The following is a 20,268-nucleotide window of genomic DNA, read 5'->3' on the forward strand; positions in this document are numbered from 1 at the left end:
CTCCCGGGCCACGGCGGGCGTCCGTCGTATCGTGGCCCGCATGGTCCTGACGCCCCTGCCCGTCTCCCGTACCGAGCCGGACGGTTCAGCCGTCATCAGAGTGCTGAGCTACAACGTCCGGTCGATGCACGACGACACTGCCGCGCTGGCCCGCGTCATCCGCGCGTGCGCGCCCGACCTGGTCCTCGTCCAGGAGGCCCCGCGCTTCTTCCGCTGGCGCAAGGCCGCGGCCCGGCTCGCGAAGAGCAGCGGCCTGGTGGTGCTGAGCGGCGGGGCCACCGCCGCCGGACCGCTGCTGCTGTGCTCGCTCCGCGTGGCCGTCGAGCGCACCGAGGACGTCCTGCTGCCGCTCACCCCCGGCCTGCACCGCAGGGGCTTCGCCACCGCCGTGGTGCGGATCGCCGGGACCAGGCTCGGGGTGCTGAGCTGCCATCTGAGCCTCCAGCGCGACGAACGCCTCGCCCAGGCCGGCCTGTTGCTGGAACGGCTGGCGGCGATGGGCGTGGACCACGCCGTGGCGGGCGGCGACCTCAACGACGTACCGGCCGGCAAGGCGTTCCGGCACCTGGCCGGGCCCCTCCAGGACTGCCGGGCCGTCGCTCCGTGGGGCGGCGAGCTGACGTTCCCGCCCGCCGAACCCCGTAAGCGCATCGACGCCGTCTTCGCGACCCCGGGCATCAAGGTGCTCGGCTGCGGTGTGCCGAGCGGGCTGGACGGGGTGAGCGGAGACGACCTGAGGGCGGCCACGGACCACCTGCCGGTCCTGGCCGCCCTCAGGATTCCCGCGGGCTAGGTCCTGTCGTCGAACTCCCGTCGTCGCCCGGAGGGCGGCCCTGCGGGGTCAGGCGGGAGTTCGACGACAGGGCCTCGGGCCCGTCCCGCCGGGAACAGCGGGACAGCCCTCACACCACCGCGCCGCGCCCCGGGTCGCCGTAGGTGTCGTCATCGTCGTCGTGCGGCATCCGGGCCACCAGGGTGGCGAAGCCGCCGAGGAAGCCGCCGACGCAGAGCGTGGTGAGCCACCACGTCATCTCCCAGCGGAGCATCACCGCGATCAGCATCAGGACCGGCCCGCCGATCACCGCGAGCCAGGCGAACTTCGCCGTGACGTCGGCCTCCGGCAGCGGCGGCGGCTCCGGGGGCACGAAATGGCCCTCGTCCCCGTCGTCCGGCTCGCCGACGCCGTCGTCCTTGGACTCGGGCAGCTCGTAGTCGCGGGGGCCGGCGACACCGGGCGCGAAGACCACGGAGCTGCCGAGCGGCTTCTTCTCCGGCGGCTTCGGGGGCGTCTTGCCCGACCCCTTGTCCGCCTGATCACCGGCGGAGCCGTCCCTCGGCCCCAGCACGTTGCGCTGATCGTCCTCCAGCAGCGCCAGGTCCTCGACAGCCTTGAACGGCTTGGCGCCCGGCGGGTCCGGCGGCTCCTCCCCGTAGCCCTCGACGATCGCGGCCCACGCCGCGTCCTCGTCGATCGCCCGCTCCTGCTCCGCTCCCTGCTCCCCCTCCGGCTTCGTCCCCTCAGGGACGGCCGCGGGCTCCGTGGGGCGCGGCTCGCGCTCCTCGTCGCTGCCTGTGCGTTCCGCGTCGTGCTCAGCCACCGGACGTGCTCCCCTTCATCCCGACGCTCGGTGCGAGACGGCCGATGAACCGGTAGCTCTCATCGAAGATCCGCTCCGCATCATGGTCCAACGTCGCCACGTGGTAGCTCTGTTCCAACAGGATCTCCGAGACGTCCGTGGAGGAGATACGGCTCAGGATCCGCGCGCTGTCCGCGGGCGGCACGACATGGTCCTGCGGGCTGTGCAGCACCACCACGGGCTGGGTCACCTGGGGCAGCTCCCCGTCGACCAGCCGGAAGAACTTCCGCACCGAGTGCGCGGCGTGCAGCGGAACCTTGGCGTAGCCCACCTCGTGCGAGCCCGGAAGCGCGATGTCGTCGGTCAGGCCCTTGGTCGTCCGCACCAGATGACGGGCCACCGGCAGCGCGTACGCCGAGAGGCCGTGCACCTTGTTGGCCGGGTTGACCAGCACCAGACCGCTGATCGCGTCCCCGTGCTTGGCCGCGAGCCGCAGGCTCAGCGCGCCGCCCATGGACAGACCGAAGACGAAGACCCGCTCGCACTTCTCCCCGAGGACCCGCAGCTCCCGGTCCACCTCCGCGTACCAGTCCTGCCAGCCGGTGACCGCCATGTCCTCCCAGCGAGTGCCGTGGCCCGGCAGCAGCGGCAGCGAGACCGTCAGCCCGCGCTCGGCGAGATAGTCCGCCCAGGGGCGCAGCGACTGCGGCGATCCGGTGAAGCCATGACAGAGGAGGACGCCGACCTCTCCGCCCTCGTGGCGGAACGGCTCGGCTCCAGGGAGGACCGGCACCAGGGTCTCCTGTTCGTGGGACGGGGCGGGCGGGCACCTGGGGGAGTGCTTGACGGATGACTTCACCGTACGCGACCGGACCGACACCGACCAGGGCCGTCACGCCCCCCTGGGGCCGCCCCGCACGGCCCGCGCGGGCAGTCCGGTCCGCCCATGCCGGGCACAGGCCGCGAGGACCTCACAGGCTAAGGTCTCCACGACAGCACACAGGAGGCACAAGAGTTGATCTACGGCGCAATGAAGTTCTCCATCGGCGGGTCCCTGAAGCTCGCCTTCCGGCCGTGGGTGGAGGGCCTGGAGAACATCCCCGAGCGCGGTCCGGCGATCCTCGCGAGCAACCACCTGTCGTTCTCCGACTCGTTCTTCCTCCCGGCCGTGCTGGACCGCAAGGTCACCTTCATCGCCAAGGCCGAGTACTTCACCGCCCCCGGGGTCAAGGGCAAGCTCACCGCCGCCTTCTTCAAGGGCGTCGGCCAGCTCCCCGTCGACCGCTCCGGAGCGCGCGGCGCGGGCGAGGCGGCGATCAAGGCGGGCATCCAGGTCGTCGAGAGCGGCGGCCTCTTCGGCATCTACCCCGAGGGCACCCGCTCGCCCGACGGCCGCCTCTACCGGGGCAAGCCCGGCGGTCTGGCCCGGGTCGCGCTGGCCACCGGAGCGCCCGTGATCCCGGTCGCCATGATCGACACCGAGAAGATCCAGCCGCCCGGCCAGGTGATGCCCAAGCTGATGCGCCCCGGCATCCGGATCGGCAAGCCGCTGGACTTCAGCCGCTACCAGGGCATGGACGGCGACCGCTTCATCCTGCGCTCGGTGACCGACGAGGTCATGTACGAGATCATGAAGCTCTCCGGCCAGGAGTACGTGGACGTCTACGCCACCGCCGCCAAGCGCCAGATCGCCGACGAGGCGAAGGCCAGGGCGGAGGAGGCGAAGGCCAGGGCCGAAGAGGCCAAGCGTGACCGGAAGCAGGCCGCCGCGAGCGACGAGAACGGAACGGAACGGTCCGGCGCGTAACCGCGTCGTTCACCGTCCGGGGGGTGTGGGGCCATGGCCAAGCGTGAGCGGGTCGTACGTATGTCGGTCGAGCAGCCGCTCTGGCGCGCGCTGACGGGCTACCGCGTCCTGACGATGCTCTACGCGGTGCTGCTCGCGATCTTCGGGAAGGACGACTTCGGCCGGCAGAGGTTCGAGCGGCCCTGGGTGGCCGTCGCGTATCTCGCGTTCCTCCTCGTCTGGACGCTCGCCACGCTGCCGAAGGTCCGCTCGGCCGCGAGCTGCACCAAACGCTTCCTCGTCGCGGACCTGGTCGTCGCGCTGACCGGCATCCTGCTCACCCCGCTCGCCGACTTCGACTCCCAGTCGTTCGACGGCCCGACGCTGCCGTCGATCTGGACGGCCGGCGCGGTCCTCGCCTTCGCGATCAAGGGCGGCTGGCGGTGGGCGGCCTTCGCCTCCACGTTCGTCGCCGCCGCCAACATCATCCAGCGCGGCGAGCCCAGCCGGGACACCTACCACAACGTCCTGCTGGTCTGGGTCGCCTCCATCGCCATCGGGTACGTCGTCGAGGTCGCCCGGGCCAGTGAACGCACCCTGGCCCGCGCCCTGGAGATCGAGGCCACCACCCGCGAACGCGAACGGCTCGCCCGCGACATCCACGACAGCGTGCTCCAGGTCCTCGCCATGGTCCAGCGCCGGGGCACCGCCATCGGCGGCGAGGCGGCCGAGCTGGGCCGGATGGCCGGGGAGCAGGAGGTCGCCCTGCGCACCCTGGTCTCCAGCGGCCTGGTCCCACCGACCCGGGTCTCCGAGGACGCCGCCGAGGGGGCCGTGGTCCGCACGGTCGACGTGGACGACGACGAAGGCGCCGGGGCCGCGTGCGACCTGCGCGCCCTGCTCGCCCCGCACGCGGGATCCCGCACGAGCTTCGCGGAGCCGGGCGCCCCGGTGCTGCTCCCCGCCGAGTCGGCCCGTGAACTGGCCGCAGCCGTCAGCGCCGCCCTGGACAACGTGACCGTGCACGCCGGTCCGGACGCCCAGGCGTGGATCCTGGTCGAGGACGAGCCGGACGAGGTGATCGTCACCGTCCGGGACGACGGCCCCGGCATCCCGGAGGGGCGGCTCGCCCAGGCGGAGGGGGAGGGGCGGCTCGGCGTCGCGCTGTCCATCCGGGGCCGGCTGCGCGACCTGGGCGGCACGGCAGAGCTGATCTCGGTGCCCGGCCAGGGCTGCGAGGTCGAGTTGAAGGTTCCCAAAGCACCGAAGGTTTCCCGGGGGAAGGCAGGATCGGCCCGATGAGTACACAGAGCACGGCGCAGGACGAGCAGGGGGCCGCAGACCGGCCCATCAGGGTCATGGTCGTCGACGACCACCCCATGTGGCGCGACGCGGTCGCCCGCGATCTGGCCGAGTCCGGCTTCGACGTCGTCGCGACCGCCGGGGACGGCCCGCAGGCGGTCCGCCGGGCCAAGGCCGTGAGCCCGGACGTCCTGGTCCTCGACCTGAACCTCCCCGGCATGCCCGGCGTCCAGGTCTGCAAGGAGCTCGTCGGCTCCCACCCGGGCCTGCGGGTCCTGGTCCTCTCCGCGAGCGGTGAGCACGCCGACGTCCTGGAGGCGGTGAAGTCCGGGGCCACCGGCTATCTGCTGAAGTCCGCCTCCACCCAGGAGCTGACCGACGCGGTCCGCTCCACCGCGGCCGGCGACCCGGTCTTCACCCCGGGCCTGGCGGGCCTGGTCCTCGGCGAGTACCGCCGGCTCGCCTCCGACCCCGTACCCGTGGCGTCGAACGAGCCCAAGGCCCCGCAGCTCACCGACCGGGAGACCGAGGTGCTGCGCCTGGTCGCCAAGGGGCTCTCGTACAAGCAGATCGCCGAGCGCCTGGTCATCTCGCACCGCACCGTGCAGAACCATGTGCAGAACACTCTCGGCAAGCTCCAGCTGCACAACCGGGTGGAGCTCGTGCGGTACGCCATCGAGCGCGGCCTCGACGACGTCTGACCGGCGGGTCCGGGGGCGGAGCCGTATATTCGCGATGTCCGGCCCCTCTTCGCGACGTCCGGATGTTCGCGATGTGCGGCCCCGCCCGCGGAAACAGATGGAGTACCGGTGGAAATCCTGGCCTTCGGTGTGCAGTCCGACGAGAAGCCCCTGATCGAGAAGGCCTTCGAGGGGCTGCACGAGGTCCGCTGCCTGGACGTCTTCCTGAACCGGGACACCGCCCCCATCGCGGCCGGCCATGAGATCGTCTCCACCAGCGTCAACGCCGATCTCGGCCCCCAGGTGCTCCAGACGCTCGCCGCGGGCGGCACGCAGATGATCGCCCAGCGCTCCACCGGCTTCAACAACATCGACCTGGAGGTCGCCGAGCGCCTCGCCCTGCGCGTCGCCCGGGTCTCGTACTACTCGCCGTACTCGGTCGCCGAATTCGCCTGGACGCTCGCCATGGCCGTCAACCGGCGCATCATCCGCGCCGCGAGCCGCACCCGGGACTTCGACTTCCGCCTGGACGGGCTGCTCGGCCGGGACATGCGCGGCCGGACCGTCGGGGTGCTCGGCACCGGGAAGATCGGCGAGGCGTTCACCCGGATCGCCCACGGCTTCGGCATGAGGCTGCTCGGCTGGGACGTGGCCCAGAACCCGGCCTGCGTCGAGCTGGGCATGGAGTACGTCGACAAGGACCGGCTGTTCGCCGAGGCCGACCTGATCAGCCTGCACGTGCCGCTGCTGCCCAGCACCCACCACATCCTGGACGCGGCCGCCCTCAAGGCGATGAAGGACGACGCGATCCTCGTCAACTCCAGCCGCGGCGGCCTCATCGACACCGCCGCCCTGGTCACCGAGTTGCGCGCGGGCCGCTTCCTCGGCGTCGGACTCGACGTGTACGAGGCGGAGGCCGGGCTGTTCTTCCTCGACAAGTCCCTGGAGGGCATCGACGACGACACCCTCGCCCGTCTGGTGACCTTCCCCAACGTCGTCGTCACCTCCCACCAGGCGTACTACACCGAGGACGCGGTGGGCCAGATCATCGACGCGACCGTCAAGAACGTCACCGACTACCTGGCCCGCCGCCACAGCGAGAACGTCCTCGTGCCGAGGGCGTGAAGCCGCACCTCAGAGGCCGTCGGGTGACCTCGGGGCGGGCAGCCCCTCAGCTCCGCACCACCGGCAGCCCCGCCAGCAGCTCCGTCACGATCACCGAGCCCCGCACCGTCAGCACCGACTCCGGGTGGAACTGCACCGAGGCGAAACCGGGACCGCGCAGCGCGTGCAGCTCGCAGCTCTCCTCGTCGCGGCTCACCTCGATCCCGTGCGCGGCCAGCTCGACCGCGGCCGGGCCGTCGCACCGCCCGGTGAAGCTGTTGTAGAAACCCACCGTCTCCGGCCGGCCGAACAGCTCGATCCGGGTCTGCGCCCCCTGGTACGGCACGGCCTTGCGCACGATCTCCAGACCCAGCTCCGCCGCGATCAGCTCATGCCCGAGGCAGACCCCCAGCAGCCCGTGCCGGTGGTCCCGCACCAGCTCCGCGGTGATCTCCCGCAGCAGCCGCATCTTCGGGTCGGTGAGATCGCCCGGGTCGCCCGGCCCCGGACCCAGCACCACGGGCCCCTCGTGCGCCCGGACCACCTCGCGCAGTCCCGGCTCGTCGTAGCGGCGCACCGAGACGTCAAGACCGGACGCCCGCAGCAGATGGGCCAGCATCGCGGTGAACGTGTCCTCGCCGTCCACCACCAGCGCGTGCCCCGAAAGATCCCGGGTGCGCTCCTGCATCCGCAGCCAGAACGGCGCGAGCCCTCCGCGCCGGTCGTCCAGCGCCGCCTGCACCCGGGGGTCGGACGCCAGCCGCGGGCGGTCCGCCTCCGCCCCGGGCCGGCCCGGCCGCACCCCCAGCGCGGCGAGCACCCCGGCCGCCTTGGCATGCGTCTCGGCGACCTCGCTCTCCGGGTCCGAGTGGCGTACGAGGGTGGCCCCGACCGGCACCTTCAGCGAGCCGTCCGGGGCGATGTCGGCCGTGCGGATCAGGATCGGCGAGTCCAGGGTCTGCGCCCCGCTCGCGTCCCGGCCCAGCAGGGCCAGCGCGCCAGCGTAGTAGCCGCGGCCCCCGGACTCGTACCGCTCGATGACCCGGCACGCGTTCTGCACGGGGGAGCCGGTGACGGTCGCCGCGAACATCGTCTCGCGCAGCACGTCCCGCACATCCAGCGAGGACTTCCCGCGCAGCTCGTACTCGGTGTGCGCGAGGTGCGCCATCTCCTTGAGCCGGGGCCCGACCACCACCCCGCCCATGTCGCCCACCGTGCACATCATCTTCAGCTCCTCGTCGACCACCATGGACAGCTCCTCGCTCTCCTTGCGGTCCCCGAGGAACGCCAGCAGGCTCTCGGCGGTGGGCCCATCGGCCGGGTAGCGGTACGTCCCGCTGATCGGGTTCATCACGACCGTCCCGCCGGACATCCGCACGTGTACCTCGGGGCTCGCCCCCACCAAGGTCCTGTCCCCGGTATGCACCACGAACGTCCAGTACGCGCCCCGCTCGCCCGCCAGCAGCCGCCGGAACAGCGCCAGCGCGTCCGCCCGCCCGAACCCGGGGATCTCGCCCCGGAACGTCCGCCGGATCACGAAGTTCGCCCCCTCGCCCTGCCCGATCTCGTCCCGGATCACCCGCCGCACGATGTCCGCGTACTCCGCGTCCTCCACGTCGAAGCCGCGGTCCTCCACCCGCACGTCATGGCCGGGCAGCGCCGCCAGCAGCTCCGCGAGCTCCAGCTCGTGCGTCTCGTCGGCGACCAGCACGCTCAGCGGGGTGCCGTCGTCGCGCACGTCGAAGCCGCGCTCGGCGATCTGCCGGAACGGCACCAGGGCCAGCGCGGGCGCCGCGCCCACCGGCAGGTCGGCCAGCCGGGCCGCCTCCCGCACCCCGCCGATCAGCAGTTCGACGTGATCGTGGTCACGGCCGGGCGTGCGACGGCGCAGCAGGGCGAACGGCGGGGCGTCCTCCGCCAGCAGCCGGCGGACGAGACCGGAGGCGGAGCGGGATGCGGTCTGCGACATGGGAGCAGGTTCCTTCCGGACGGCCCGTACGGCATTCCGTACGGGATTCACAGGGGGAGGAACGGCTCCGCAACGCAGAAAGGCCGCCCCTCGGGCGGCCTTCGCGAAGTGTCAGCGCGATGAATCAGCGGGCCGCCGGATGAGCGGTCCACCACCAGTTCTGGATCGAGATCTCGATCAGTCGCGTCGACATGCCCCGACCCTAGCGGACCGGTCCGGGCATCGGAGCGTGTGTCTCATCTGTTGAGCGCACGGCTGGACGCCTCTTGCGACCCCGTAATGTTGTGCTCGTGACCGTGAACGCCAATACCTCCGTCGCCGGTGGCAACACCTGGCGAGACCTTCCCGCGGCGCAGCAGCCCGAGTACCCCGACTCCGAGGCCCTGCGCGATGTACTCGCGGACCTCGCGTCGTATCCGCCGCTCGTCTTCGCCGGCGAGTGCGACCAGCTGCGCGCCCGCCTGGGAGCCGTCGCCAAGGGCGAGGCGTTCCTGCTGCAGGGCGGCGACTGCGCCGAGGCCTTCGACGCCGTGTCCGCCGAGCACATCAGGGCCAAGCTGAAGACGCTGCTCCAGATGAGCGCCGTCCTGACCTACGCGGCCTCCGTGCCCGTGGTGAAGGTCGGCCGCATCGCGGGCCAGTACTCCAAGCCGCGCTCCAAGTCGACCGAGACCCGCGACGGCGTGACCCTGCCGACCTACCGCGGCGACTCGGTGAACGGCTTCGCCTTCACCGAGGAGGCCCGGATCCCGGACCCCGCGCGGCTGAAGCAGATGTACCACGCGTCCTCCTCCACGCTGAACCTGGTGCGCGCCTTCACCACCGGCGGTTACGCCGACCTGCGCCAGGTCCACGCCTGGAACCAGGACTTCGTGAAGTCGTCCCCCGCCGGCCAGCGCTACGAGGCGCTGGCCCGCGAGATCGACAACGCGCTGAACTTCATGAAGGCGTGCGGCACCGACCCGGCCGAGTTCAAGGCGGTCGAGTTCTACGCCTCGCACGAGGCGCTGCTGCTGGACTACGAGTCGGCGCTGACCCGTACGGACTCGCGCACCGGCGAGCTGTACGACACCTCCGCCCACATGGTCTGGATCGGTGAGCGCACCCGCCAGATGGACGGCGCGCACATCGAGTTCGCCGCCCGGATCCGCAACCCGATCGGCATCAAGCTCGGCCCGACGACCACGGTCGACGAGGCGCTCGGCTACGTCGACCGCCTCGACCCGGAGCGCGAGCCGGGACGGCTGACCTTCGTCGTCCGGATGGGCGCCGACAAGGTCCGCGACAAGCTCCCCGAGCTGGTCGAGAAGGTCACCGCCTCCGGCGCGACCGTCGCCTGGGTGACCGACCCGATGCACGGCAACACCTTCGAGGCCGCCTCCGGCCACAAGACGCGCCGCTTCGACGACGTCCTGGACGAGGTCAAGGGCTTCTTCGAGGTCCACAAGGGCCTCGGCACCCACCCGGGCGGCATCCACGTGGAGCTGACCGGCGACGACGTCACCGAGTGCGTGGGCGGCGGCCACGAGATCTTCGTGGACGACCTGCACCAGCGCTACGAGACGGCCTGCGACCCCCGGCTCAACCGCAGCCAATCCCTCGACCTGGCCTTCCTCGTCGCCGAGATGTACCGCGACCAGTAGTCCGGCGGGCCGGGAGGGTTCCCGGCAGTCGCACCTGTGGGGCACGGATCCATGTGATCCGTGCCCCACAGGCGTATCCGGGCTTTTACGCCGGTTGAGCGGCGGGTAAGGTTAGGTTAGCCTCACCGTGGAAATCGGAGCGGCGCCCGTGACCGACCCGCAGGGAGGTGAACCGCATGTACGTCTGTTCCTGCTTCGGCATCACGGAAGCACAGGTAAAGAAGCATGCGGACGCCGGAGCCTGCACACCCCGCCAGATCGCCTCGGCCTGCAAGGCCGGGACGGACTGCGGTGGATGTGTACGCCGCATCCAGGCGCTGCTGGGCCGGGGCGACTGCCCCCGCCGTGAGCTGCTCGACCAGCGGCAGGAACCCGCGACCGCCTCCCTCGCGCACCCGGTCGCCGCGACCGTCGCGGCATCGGCCGCCGCGGCAGCCGCCATCGGCGCGATCCGCGACGTGACGCTCTCCGACGCCGCCTGACCGCCCCGCACGCCCCGCGAACAGCCTCCGACCCGGATTCGGCCCCGGTCAGCTCTCCGGCTGCTCGATCAGCTGGGCGATGTAGAGCGGCTCACCGAGCTTCTCGACCAGCTCCAGCTGGGTGTCGAGATAGTCGATGTGGTGCTCCTCGTCCGCCAGGATCGACTCGAAGATGTTCGCGGACGTGATGTCGCCCTTGCCGCGCATCACCTCGATACCGCGCTTGAGGCGGTCGATCGCCTCCACCTCGACCTGGCGGTCCGCCTGGAACATCTCGGTGACCGTCTGGCCCACCCGCACATGGAAGAGCCGCTGGTAGTTCGGCAGCCCTTCGAGGAACAGGATCCGGTCGGTGAGGATCTCGGCGTGCTTCATCTCGTCGAAGGACTCGGCCCGGGTGTATTTGGCGAGCTTCGTCCACCCGAAGTTGTCCTGCATCTTGGCGTGCAGGAAGTACTGGTTGATGGCAGTCAATTCGGCGGTCAGCTGCTCATTGAGAAACTCAAGGACCTCGGGGTCGCCCTGCATGGCAAAGGCTCCTTCCAACCGGTGATCGATCTGGCGAGTTGGCGAGATCCTCGCACCGCGCCCGGCGGCCGTCCAGTAAGTGCACGCTTAGTACGAGTTGCCCCGATGGGATACTCCCCTGGTCATGACCACCCCTGCCTGTCTGTCACCATGGAGGCATGGGTCAGCCGGAAAGCCGGGAAAACCGCGAGACAGAGCAGTCCGAGCTTCCGCCGGGACAGCGGCTGCAACGCGGATGGCCGGTCACCCACTACGGGCCCGTTCCCAAGTTCAAGCCCGACCGCTGGGAGTTCCGGGTCTTCGGGGCCACCGCCGACGGTGACAAGCACTGCTGGAACCACCAGGAGTTCTCGGCGTTGCCGTTCTCCTCGGTCGTCGCCGATCTGCACTGCGTGACGAAGTTCAGCATGATCGGCGCCGAATGGGGCGGAATCCCCGCCCGTACGGTCCTCGAACTGGCACCGCCCGCCCCCGACGCCACCCATGTGATGGTCTGGGCGGAGTACGGCTTCTCGTCGAACCTGCGCCTCGACGACTTCGCCTCCGAGCGCACCCTGTTCGCCACCCACAAGGACGGCGAACTCCTCACCGCCGAGCACGGCTTCCCACTCCGCCTCGTCGTCCCGCACCGGTATGCCTGGAAAGGCCCCAAATGGGTCCGGGGCATCGAGTACATGACGGCGGACCGGCGCGGATTCTGGGAGGAGCGGGGCTACCACAACATCGGCGACCCCTGGGGCGAGCAGCGCTACTCCTATCAGGAGGAGCCCGGCGACGGCCCCGAGCTCTGACCCGTCTCCCGTAGCCCTTTCAGCCGGGCCACGTCCGCCGCGTGCCCGTCCCTGCCGCCGGGCGTCTCGATGACCAGCGGCACGCCTTCGGTCGCCGGATGCGCGAGCAGCTCCCGGAAGGGCTCCACCCCGATGTGACCGGCGCCGATGTTCTCGTGCCGGTCCTTGTGGGCGCCCACGACGTCCTTGGAGTCGTTGGCGTGGATCAGCTTGAGCCGCCCCTCGCCGACCGTGTCCACCAGCAGGTCGAGCGTCTGCCGCATCCCCGAGGGGCCGGCCAGATCGTGCCCGGCGGCGTAGATGTGGCAGGTGTCCAGGCAGACGCCCAGCTTCGGGTGGGAGTCCAGCGCCTCGAAGTACGGACCGAAGTCCCAGGTCCGCGAGCAGAGCGAGAAGCCCTGGCCGGCCGTCGACTCCAGCAGCAGATCCGGGGAGTCGTCGTGGGTCAGCTCGTCCAGCAGCGGGCGCATGTGCTCGCGCACCTGGGCCAGCGCCTCGGCGCGCGGCCGTCCGCCGGTCGCCGAACCGGTGTGCACCACCACGCCCAGCGCGCCGATCTCGCGGGCCCGCCGCAGTGAGTGGCGCAGGGACTCCACGGACTTCTCGACCGTCGCCTCGGTGCCCGAGCCGAAGTTGATCAGATACGGGGCGTGGACGTACGCCGGGATCGATTCCGCCGCACACGCGGCCCGGAACAGCTCGTCCTGCGCCGGGTTCCCGGCGGGCGTGGCCCAGCCGCGCGGATTGGCCACGAAGACCTGCACGGTCTCCGCCGCCAGCTCCCGGGCGTACTCCAGGCCGACCTTGGCCAGACCGCCGGCCACCGGGACGTGTCCACCCACCGGGTTGCGCAGAGCGTGCATCTGGTTCTAGAACCCCTTGGTCTTGATCGTGATCGTGGACCCCTCGGGGGCCTGCTCACCGCCGTCCACGGACTGGCTCGCGATCGTGTCGCCGAAGGAGAGGAACGGCCGGTCGACCTTCACGTCGAAGCCCGCCTCCTCCAGGGTGCTCCGCGCCTCGTCGACGTCCCGGCCGGTGACGTCCGGGACGTCCAGCATCCGGGGGCCCTTGGAGACGGTCAGCTCGATCGTGTCGCCCTCGGCGGCCTCGGCCCCTCCGCCGGGGGACTGCTCGGCCACATCGCCCTCGGCCTCGGCGGAGTGGACCCGGCCCGGCAGCACCTCGGGCTTCAGCCCCTCGGCCGCCAGCTCGGCGGCGGCCTCCTCGGCGGAGAGCCCGGTGACGTCCGGGACGTCGATCGGGGCGCCCTTGCTGACGACGAGCGCCACGGCCGTGTCCGGGGTGCGGTCGGTGCCCGCGCGGGGATCCGTGCGGATCACCTCGCCGCGGTCCACGTCCTCGCTGAACTCCCTGGTCACCATCCCGGGGGCCAGGCCCACCTTCTTCAAAGAGCGCCGGGCGTCCGCGAGGGAGCGGCCCACCACATCGGGCACCCGCACGATCTCCGGACCCCGCGAGACGACGAGCTTCACCGAGCCGTTGCCCCGGATCCGGTCACCCGAGGCAGGGTCGCTGCTCACGACCGAGCCCCGTTCGACGGTGTCGCTGAAGACCCGCTCCACGCCCTTGAGCCCGAGCCCCTCGTCGGAGAGCCGCTTCTCGGCGGTCTGCTGGGTCTGGCCCAGCAGCGAGGGGACCTGGGTGAACTGCCCGGAGTTGATGTACCAGACGCCCGTCCCGATGCCCAGCGTCAGCAGGACGGCGGTGAGCGCCATGATCAGCTTGCGGTGCGGCCCGCCGAACGGGCCGCGACGGCCGGTCGCGCGCCGGGGAGCGGCAGGGTCCGCGGGCGGCATCACCAGCCGGCTGGTGCGGTGTACTCCGGCCCCGTCGCCGTCCGCCGGGAGGGCCCGCGGGATCACGCTCGTACGGTCGTCCGCGCCGTCATGGGCATCCGACAGGGCCCCCGGCGGTACGGCGTCCAGCTCGGCGTCGGTCAGCGTGGCACGGGCCTCACGCGCCTCGGCCAGCAGCAGCACCGCGTCGTGCGGGCGCACCTCGGGATTGCGGGCGGTCGCGCTCGCCACCAGGCTGTCCAGCGCGACAGGGAGCCCCGGCACGACGGCGGACGGGGCCGGGACGTCGGAGTTGAGGTGCCGGTAGATGACCTGGGCGGCGTTCTCCCCGGTGTGCGGCTTGACGCCGGTCAGCATCTCGTAGAGCACGACCCCGCAGGCGTACACATCGCTGCGGGTGTCGGCGCTGCCGTGCTCGATCTGCTCGGGGGCCAGGTAGGACACCGTGCCCAGCAGCGAGCCGGTCGTGTCGGTGGCCGTGCCGACCGCCCTGACCAGGCCGAAGTCGGCGACCTTCACCCGGCCGTCGTCCCCTATCAGGACGTTCTCCGGCTTCATGTCGCGGTGCACGAACCCGGCCCGGTGCGCGGCGCCGAGCGCCGCGAGGACCGGCTCCAGGATGTCCAGCGCCGCCCGGGGCTGCAGGGCCCCGCGCTCGCGCAGCACGTCGCGCAGGGTGCAGCCCGCCACGTACTCCATCGCGAGGTAGACATACGCGCCCTCGGCGCCCTGGTCGAAGACCGCGACGACATTGGGGTGCGCCAGGCGGGCCACCGACTTGGCCTCACGGATGAAGCGCTCGACGAACGAGACGTCGGCGGCGAGCGCCGGGTGCATCACCTTGAGGGCGAGCACCCGGTCCAGGCGGGTGTCCACGGCCCGGTAGACCGTGGCCATCCCGCCGACGGCGATGCGCGCCTCAACGCGATACCGGCCGTCGAGCAGCTGCCCGACGAGAGGGTCCTGGAGGGTCGTGTCCACCCCGAGAGTCTACGAGCCGCCGCCGACACCCCGGACGGGCGAGGGCGTTGCCGGGGCCGTTCCGCGATTCAAGCCCCTCCGGCGATTGAGGAGCGGGGGTTCGGGGGCGGCGCCCCCGAACACGTACCGGCGCTCAGAACGCGGGCCGCTCCGGGTCCAGCGTCGCCCGGCCGTCCACCGGGGACGAGGCCTGGGCGAAGTGACGGCGCGGAATCCGGCCCGCCCGGTACGCGAGCCGCCCGCCCTCCACCGCGTGACGCATCGCACCCGCCATCAGCTCCGGCTCCTGGGCCCGGGTCACCGCCGAGGCGAGCATTACAGCGGCGCACCCCAGCTCCATCGCCTGCGCCGCGTCCGAGGCGGTCCCGGCCCCCGCGTCGAGGATCACCGGCACCCCGGCCCGCTCGACGATCAGCTCGAAGTTGTGCGGGTTGCGGATGCCGAGCCCGGAGCCGATGGGGGAGCCGAGCGGCATGATCGCCGCACACCCCACGTCCTCCAGCTTCCGGGCCAGGACCGGATCGTCGTTGGTGTAGGGCAGCACGGTGAATCCGTCGTCGACCAGGACCTCGGCCGCGTCCAGCAGCTCGATCGGATCGGGGAGGAGGGTCCGCTCGTCGGCCACCACCTCCAGCTTCACCCAGTCGGTGCCGAGCGCCTCCCTGGCCAGCCGGGCGGTCAGCACCGCCTCGCCCGCGGTGAAGCAGCCGGCGGTGTTCGGCAGGACCTGGATGGAGAGCCGCTCCAGCACCGAGAGCACCGAACCCCGCACGGTCGGGTCCAGCCGGCGCATCGCGACCGTGGTCAGCTCGGTGCCGGACGCGATCAGCGAGCGCTCCAGCACCTCCAGGCTCGGGGCCCCGCCGGTGCCCATGATCAGCCGGGAGCCATACGTGGTGGGCCCCAGCGTGAAGACGTCGTCGGACATGTTCAGCCTCCCTGGACGGCGGTCAGGACCTCGACGCGGTCGCCCTCGCCGAGCGTCGTCGCGGCCCACTGGCCGCGCGGGACGACGCTCTCGTTGACGGCGGCGGCGACCCCGGAGCGGGCCGGGGTCAGCGTGGCGACGAGGGCGTCCAGATCCGTCCCGGCGGGAACGGCGCGGACGTCCCCGTTCACCGAGACGGCGACGGTGGCGGCGGACACCGGTACGGAGACGGTGGCGCCGGAATCCGGTACGGCGTGCTGCTGGGTCATACGGGCTGCTCCTGGAGTACGGGGGCGGCGAGGGCGGCGGTCTCGAAACGGCCGGGGGTGAAGGGGCGGGCCGTCTCGGGCAGCTCGCCGGTGGTCAGGACGTCAGCCATCGCGTCCCCGGTGACGGGCGTCAGCAGGACGCCGTTGCGGTGGTGGCCGGTGGCGAGCAGCAGACCGGGCAGGGCGGTCGGGCCGAGCAGTGGGGCGTTGTCGGGCGAAGCGGGACGCAGACCGGCCCGGGTCTCGGTGAGCGGCAGCTCGGTGATGCCCGGTACCAGCTCGTGGGCGTCGCGCAGCAACTCGTACACCCCGCCGGCGGTGACGGTCGTGTCCCAGCCCATCTCCTCGCTGGTGGCGCCGACGACCAGCTCGCCGTTCTCGCGCGGCACGAGGTAGACGTGACCGCCCCGGACCACGGCGCGCACGGTGCGGCTGAGGAAGGGGGCGTACGCCCGGGGCACGGTGAGCCGGAGCACCTGGCCCTTGACCGGGCGGACCGGCGGGAGGAGCTCCGGCGGGAGCCCGGCGAGCCGGCCGCTGAGACTGCCCGCGGCGAGCACGACCTGATCGGCCGCGAACTCCGTACCGTCGCCGAGCAGCGCCCCGGCGGCCCGGCCCCCGGCGACGGTGAGCCGCTCGGCGGTCGTCCGGCGGAACGCGACCCCGGCCCGTTCGCACGCGGTCAGCAGCGCCGCGGCGAGGCGGCGGGGATCCACCTGGTGGTCGCCGTCGACCCGGAGGCCGCCGCGGACGCCCGGGGCCAGCATCGGCTCCAGGCGGCGGCACTCACGGCCGCTCAGCCAGACCGACTCCAGGCCCGAACGCTCCTGGAGGGTGTGCAGTTCGCGCAGATGCGCCCGGTCGTCGGAGTCCAGTGCGACGGCGAGCGTGCCGCAGGTCCGGAAGCCGGTGTCCCGGCCGCTCGCCTCCTCCAGCTCGGCGACGAACGAGGGATAGCGGGCGGCGGAGGCGAGGTTGAGCCCGAGCAGCATCTGCTCGCCGTAGTGCAGTTCGGTGACGGCGGCCAGCATGCCCGCCGCGACCTGGGCGGCGCCGCCGCCCGGTTCCGGGTCCGCGACCGTGACGCGCAGCCCCCGCTGGGCGGCCCGCCACGCCGTGACCAGGCCGATGATTCCGCCCCCGATGACGAGGACGTCGGATCCGGGGCCTCTCTTGACGAGGACATCGGATCCGGAGCTTCTCTCCGAGACGCGCATGGGTGTCCAGCCCCTCCCTTCGCCGGCATGACCCGGAGCAGGTTCGTACGGTCGGAGGCCGGCCAGCCTCCCTCTCAGCCCGGTGCGTCCGGGCTCCCGCGAGTGTTCTACCTTGGCCACCCTAAACCCCGCCGCCCCCGGCCAGTAGAGGAGCGCCCGCCATGGCCCGTTCGCTCGACGGACTCGTCCTGTCACCCGTCGCCGACCAGGCCCCGGGCCAGGTCGGCACCCGCACCCGCTTCACGTACCACGAGCTGGACGGCCGGATCTGGGCCGAGTACGCGGGCGGCGACGTGGTCCGCGGTCATCTCGTCGGCACCCGCGACGGGGACGCGCTGGACTTCCGCTACGTGCAGCTCAAGCGGGACGGAACGACCTCGTCCGGGCACTGCCTCTCCACGGTCGTCGACCTCGCCGACGGCCGGGTGCGGCTGGAGGAGCGGTGGGCCTGGGAGTCCCAGGAGGGCAGCGGCACCAGCGTGGTGGAACAGCTTCCTTCCTGAGCTCCCTGCCGGGTTCCTTCCTGGGTTCCTTCCCGCCACCCCCTTACCTGACGACCTGTCAGATGATTAAGGTGGACGGGTGAGCGAGCAGACGGAACAGCGGACGGCGCGGCAGGCACGGCACGTCGTGGTCGTCGGGGCGGGCATGGCGGGCGTGCAGAGCGCCGTGGCCCTGCGCGAGGCGGGCTTCACCGGGCCCGTCACCCTGATCGGCGCCGAACCCCACCAGCCCTACGACCGGCCGCCGTTGTCCAAGGCCGTCCTGCTGGGCAAGGCCGAGGACTCCGCCTTCGACGTCGACTTCGAGGCCTTGGACATCACCCTGCGCCTCGGCCTGGACGTCACCGCCCTGCGCGCCGCCGACCATGTGCTGGACACCGCCGACGGGCCGGTGTCCTACGACGCCCTGGTCCTCGCGACCGGCGCGGAGCCCATGACCCTGCCCGGCGCCGAGGGCGTGCCCGGCGTCCACCTGCTGCGCACCCTCGACGACGCCGCCCGGCTGCGGCCCGTCCTGGACCGGCAGCACGACGTGGTCGTCGTCGGGGCGGGCTGGATCGGCGCGGAGTTCGCCACCGCCGCCCGCGCCGCGGGCTGCGCCGTCACCGTCGTCGAGGCCGCCGCCCGCCCGCTCGCGGGCACCCTGCCCGCCGAGGTGGCCGCCCCGATGACCGCCTGGTACGCCGACAGCGGCGCCGAACTCCTCACCGGCGCCCGGGTCGACCGCGTCGAGGAGGGGGCCGTCGTCCTCGACGACGGCCGGGTCCTGCCCGCCGGGGCCGTGGTCGTCGGCATCGGCGCGCGCCCCGCCACCCGCTGGCTCGCCGGCTCCGGGGTCGCGCTCGGCCCGGACGGCTCGGTCACCGCCGACAGCGCCCTGCGTACCTCGCTGCCCGATGTGTACGCGGTCGGGGACTGCGCCTCCTTCCCCTCCGCCCGCTACGGGACACGCCTGCTGGTCCACCACTGGGACAACGCCCTCCAGGGCCCACGCACCGCGGCTGCCGCGATCATGGCCGTACAGGCCGGGGAGCCGCTCCCCGTCTACGACCCCGTCCCGTACTTCTGGTCCGAGCAGTTCGGCCGCTTCGTGCAGTACGCCGGCCACCACGCCGACGCCGACACCCTGGTGTGGCGCGGCGACGGGGCGGACACCGCCTGGTCGGTGTGCTGGCTGCGCGACGGCGCGCTGGCGGCCGTGCTCGCCGTGGGCCGCCCGCGCGACCTCGCCCAGGGCCGCAGGCTCATCGAGTCGGGGGCCGCCCTCGACCCGGAGAAGGTGGCCGACCCCGCCGCACCGCTGAAGTCCGCCGCCCTGTGACGGACCGGCGACCCGCCGGGCCGCCCCGTACGGTCGGCCCGGCTACCGGCTGTCGGTCCGGGATGGCACGCTTGTCCCTGTGACCGAGATTGACGCAAAGACCGATGCTCTCGTCCCCGCCTGGCTCCACCTTCCCGACATCGCGGAAATGCTCGATGTCCAGGTGACGCGCGTACGGCAGCTGGTCAGGGATGGCCAGCTCATCGCCGTACGCCGTGGTGAGAACCGGGCGCTCCAGGTGCCCGCCGCCTTCATCGACGGCGACAAGGTGGTCAAGGGCCTCTCCGGCACCCTGACCCTCCTGAGGGACGACGGCTATTCCGACGAAGAGATGCTGGAGTGGCTCTTCACTCCCGACCCGACCCTGCCCGGCACCCCCGCGCAGGCGCTGAGCGAGAATCGCGGTACGGAGGTGAAGCGCCGCGCCCAGGCGCTCGCCGTCTGAACCGATACGACGGAAAACGGTGCACGGGCCGCCCGGCGCGGCCCGTGCACCGTCACGACCACGGGGGAGCCCACCCATGTCCACGCCTCGCGAGCAGCTGTCCGATGCCCGGCTCTACCTGTGCACGGACGCCCGCAAGCGCCAGGGTGACCTCCCCGCCTTCCTGGACGCGGTGCTCGCCGCCGGCGTCGACATCGTCCAGCTCCGGGACAAGGGCATGGAGGCCGCCGAGGAGCTGGAGCACCTCGCCGTGTTCGCCGACGCCTGCCGCCGGCACGGCAAGCTCCTCGCGGTGAACGACCGCGCCGACGTCGCCCACGCCATCGACGCCGACGTGCTCCACCTCGGCCAGGGCGACCTCCCGGTCCCCGCCGCCCGGGCGATCATCGGCGCCGACCGCCTGATCGGCCGCTCCACGCACGCCGAGGCCGAGGTCGACGCGGCGCTCGCCCAGGAGGGTGTGGACTACTTCTGCACCGGCCCCTGCTGGCCCACTCCCACCAAGCCCGGCCGCCACGCCCCCGGCCTCGGCCTCGTGCGCTACACCGCCTCCCTCGGCGGGTCACGGCCCTGGTTCGCGATCGGCGGGATCGACGCGGGCAATCTGGACCAGGTGCTGGACGCCGGAGCCCGCCGTGTCGTCGTCGTCCGGGCCATCACCGCGGCCGACGATCCCGCCGCCGCCACCGCCGAGCTGGCCCGACGCGTCAGGGCCCGCGCGCTCTGATTCTCCGCGCGCCGATCAGCGCGCCGATCAGCGCGCCGACCGTCGCGCCGCCCCGCATGCCGGCCCGCGTACCGACGCATCTGTCGGCTTGCGCGCCGACGCGGAACCTCCCGTCTCACTTGTCCGAGGGCTGGACAACAGTCCGGCAAAACGAGACAAAGTCGGTTGCTGCGGTTGGGGGAGCGTCCACCGCCT

General features: G+C 72.3%; 22 protein-coding genes and 1 riboswitch. Of the genes, 12 read left to right on the forward strand and 10 right to left on the reverse strand.

Going from position 1 to position 20,268, the window contains the following annotated elements; genetic code table 11:
- Window positions 1-40: 40 nt before the first annotated feature.
- Window positions 41-793: an endonuclease/exonuclease/phosphatase family protein gene (locus tag AB0F29_RS04200; protein ID WP_361867316.1), complete on the forward strand. Its 753-nt coding sequence runs from the start codon at window positions 41-43 to the stop codon at window positions 791-793.
- 109 nt (window positions 794-902) lie between these two features.
- Here AB0F29_RS04200 and AB0F29_RS04205 read toward each other — a convergent pair whose 3' ends face one another.
- Window positions 903-1,598: a hypothetical protein gene (locus AB0F29_RS04205; protein WP_361867317.1), complete on the reverse strand. Its 696-nt coding sequence runs from the start codon at window positions 1,596-1,598 to the stop codon at window positions 903-905.
- Window positions 1,591-2,370, reverse strand: coding sequence for an alpha/beta fold hydrolase (locus AB0F29_RS04210; RefSeq protein ID WP_361867319.1), 780 nt, complete (start codon window positions 2,368-2,370; stop codon window positions 1,591-1,593). The genes AB0F29_RS04205 and AB0F29_RS04210 overlap by 8 nt, the downstream gene beginning before the upstream one ends.
- 237 nt (window positions 2,371-2,607) lie before the next feature.
- Here AB0F29_RS04210 and AB0F29_RS04215 point away from each other — a divergent pair, with 237 nt between their 5' ends.
- From AB0F29_RS04215 to AB0F29_RS04230, 4 genes are all read left to right on the forward strand, one after another.
- Window positions 2,608-3,384: a lysophospholipid acyltransferase family protein gene (locus tag AB0F29_RS04215; RefSeq protein ID WP_361867778.1), complete on the forward strand. Its 777-nt coding sequence runs from the start codon at window positions 2,608-2,610 to the stop codon at window positions 3,382-3,384.
- A gap of 33 nt (window positions 3,385-3,417) precedes the next feature.
- Window positions 3,418-4,665, forward strand: a complete 1,248-nt coding sequence (locus AB0F29_RS04220; RefSeq protein ID WP_361867321.1) for a DUF5931 domain-containing protein — start codon at window positions 3,418-3,420, stop codon at window positions 4,663-4,665.
- A complete protein-coding gene (locus AB0F29_RS04225) occupies window positions 4,662-5,366 on the forward strand; it encodes a response regulator transcription factor (protein ID WP_361867323.1) in 705 nt (234 codons plus the stop codon). Before AB0F29_RS04220 ends, AB0F29_RS04225 begins: the two co-directional genes overlap by 4 nt.
- A gap of 108 nt (window positions 5,367-5,474) precedes the next feature.
- The gene (locus AB0F29_RS04230; RefSeq protein WP_361867324.1) at window positions 5,475-6,470 is read left to right on the forward strand and encodes a 2-hydroxyacid dehydrogenase; all 996 of its coding nucleotides are present in this window, start codon (window positions 5,475-5,477) and stop codon (window positions 6,468-6,470) included.
- Window positions 6,471-6,516: 46 nt separating this feature from the next.
- On the opposite strand, the gene AB0F29_RS04235 is transcribed toward AB0F29_RS04230, so the two are convergent.
- Together AB0F29_RS04235 and AB0F29_RS04240 are read right to left on the reverse strand one after the other, a co-directional pair.
- Complete coding sequence (locus tag AB0F29_RS04235) at window positions 6,517-8,418, reverse strand: anthranilate synthase family protein (protein ID WP_361867326.1); 1,902 nt, start codon at window positions 8,416-8,418, stop codon at window positions 6,517-6,519.
- A 124-nt stretch (window positions 8,419-8,542) separates the two neighbouring features.
- Window positions 8,543-8,611, reverse strand: coding sequence for a trp operon leader peptide (locus tag AB0F29_RS04240; RefSeq protein ID WP_106431529.1), 69 nt, complete (start codon window positions 8,609-8,611; stop codon window positions 8,543-8,545).
- A gap of 103 nt (window positions 8,612-8,714) precedes the next feature.
- On the opposite strand from AB0F29_RS04240, the gene AB0F29_RS04245 reads away from it, so the two are divergent.
- The gene (locus AB0F29_RS04245) at window positions 8,715-10,061 is read left to right on the forward strand and encodes a class II 3-deoxy-7-phosphoheptulonate synthase (RefSeq protein ID WP_361867780.1); all 1,347 of its coding nucleotides are present in this window, start codon (window positions 8,715-8,717) and stop codon (window positions 10,059-10,061) included.
- Between the two features lie 176 nt (window positions 10,062-10,237).
- Window positions 10,238-10,543: a (2Fe-2S)-binding protein gene (locus tag AB0F29_RS04250; RefSeq protein WP_215104477.1), complete on the forward strand. Its 306-nt coding sequence runs from the start codon at window positions 10,238-10,240 to the stop codon at window positions 10,541-10,543.
- Between the two features lie 48 nt (window positions 10,544-10,591).
- Here AB0F29_RS04250 and bfr read toward each other — a convergent pair whose 3' ends face one another.
- A complete protein-coding gene (gene bfr / locus AB0F29_RS04255) occupies window positions 10,592-11,071 on the reverse strand; it encodes a bacterioferritin (protein ID WP_215104479.1) in 480 nt (159 codons plus the stop codon).
- Window positions 11,072-11,229: 158 nt separating this feature from the next.
- On the opposite strand from bfr, the gene AB0F29_RS04260 reads away from it, so the two are divergent.
- Complete coding sequence (locus AB0F29_RS04260; protein WP_361867327.1) at window positions 11,230-11,862, forward strand: sulfite oxidase-like oxidoreductase; 633 nt, start codon at window positions 11,230-11,232, stop codon at window positions 11,860-11,862.
- Here the strand turns inward: AB0F29_RS04260 and AB0F29_RS04265 are convergent.
- The 5 genes from AB0F29_RS04265 to thiO form a co-directional block, all read right to left on the reverse strand.
- Complete coding sequence (locus AB0F29_RS04265) at window positions 11,829-12,725, reverse strand: deoxyribonuclease IV (RefSeq protein WP_361867328.1); 897 nt, start codon at window positions 12,723-12,725, stop codon at window positions 11,829-11,831. The genes AB0F29_RS04260 and AB0F29_RS04265 overlap by 34 nt on opposite strands.
- A 6-nt stretch (window positions 12,726-12,731) precedes the next feature.
- A complete protein-coding gene (pknB, locus tag AB0F29_RS04270) occupies window positions 12,732-14,663 on the reverse strand; it encodes a Stk1 family PASTA domain-containing Ser/Thr kinase (RefSeq protein WP_361867329.1) in 1,932 nt (643 codons plus the stop codon).
- Between the two features lie 133 nt (window positions 14,664-14,796).
- A complete protein-coding gene (locus AB0F29_RS04275; protein WP_361867330.1) occupies window positions 14,797-15,591 on the reverse strand; it encodes a thiazole synthase in 795 nt (264 codons plus the stop codon).
- Between the two features lie 2 nt (window positions 15,592-15,593).
- Window positions 15,594-15,860 (reverse strand): sulfur carrier protein ThiS, encoded by a 267-nt coding sequence (gene thiS, locus AB0F29_RS04280; protein ID WP_361867332.1) that lies wholly within the window; start codon window positions 15,858-15,860, stop codon window positions 15,594-15,596.
- Window positions 15,857-17,077 (reverse strand): glycine oxidase ThiO, encoded by a 1,221-nt coding sequence (gene thiO, locus AB0F29_RS04285; RefSeq protein ID WP_361867334.1) that lies wholly within the window; start codon window positions 17,075-17,077, stop codon window positions 15,857-15,859. Before thiO ends, thiS begins: the two co-directional genes overlap by 4 nt.
- Window positions 17,075-17,187, reverse strand: a riboswitch (TPP riboswitch). It overlaps the preceding gene by 3 nt.
- A gap of 51 nt (window positions 17,188-17,238) precedes the next feature.
- On the opposite strand from thiO, the gene AB0F29_RS04290 reads away from it, so the two are divergent.
- From AB0F29_RS04290 to thiE, 4 genes are all read left to right on the forward strand, one after another.
- Entirely contained in the window at window positions 17,239-17,580 is a 342-nt protein-coding gene (locus tag AB0F29_RS04290) for a hypothetical protein (RefSeq protein ID WP_361867335.1), read from the forward strand.
- A 79-nt stretch (window positions 17,581-17,659) separates the two neighbouring features.
- On the forward strand, window positions 17,660-18,901 hold the full coding sequence (locus tag AB0F29_RS04295; protein WP_361867337.1) for an FAD-dependent oxidoreductase: 1,242 nt from the start codon (window positions 17,660-17,662) through the stop codon (window positions 18,899-18,901).
- A 79-nt stretch (window positions 18,902-18,980) separates the two neighbouring features.
- The gene (locus AB0F29_RS04300) at window positions 18,981-19,346 is read left to right on the forward strand and encodes an Rv2175c family DNA-binding protein (protein ID WP_007451303.1); all 366 of its coding nucleotides are present in this window, start codon (window positions 18,981-18,983) and stop codon (window positions 19,344-19,346) included.
- 76 nt (window positions 19,347-19,422) lie between these two features.
- Entirely contained in the window at window positions 19,423-20,073 is a 651-nt protein-coding gene (thiE, locus tag AB0F29_RS04305) for a thiamine phosphate synthase (RefSeq protein ID WP_361867339.1), read from the forward strand.
- The last annotated feature ends 195 nt before the right edge of the window (window positions 20,074-20,268 follow it).

This window comes from Streptomyces sp. NPDC026589, assembly GCF_040638385.1.
Lineage (GTDB): Bacteria > Actinomycetota > Actinomycetes > Streptomycetales > Streptomycetaceae > Streptomyces.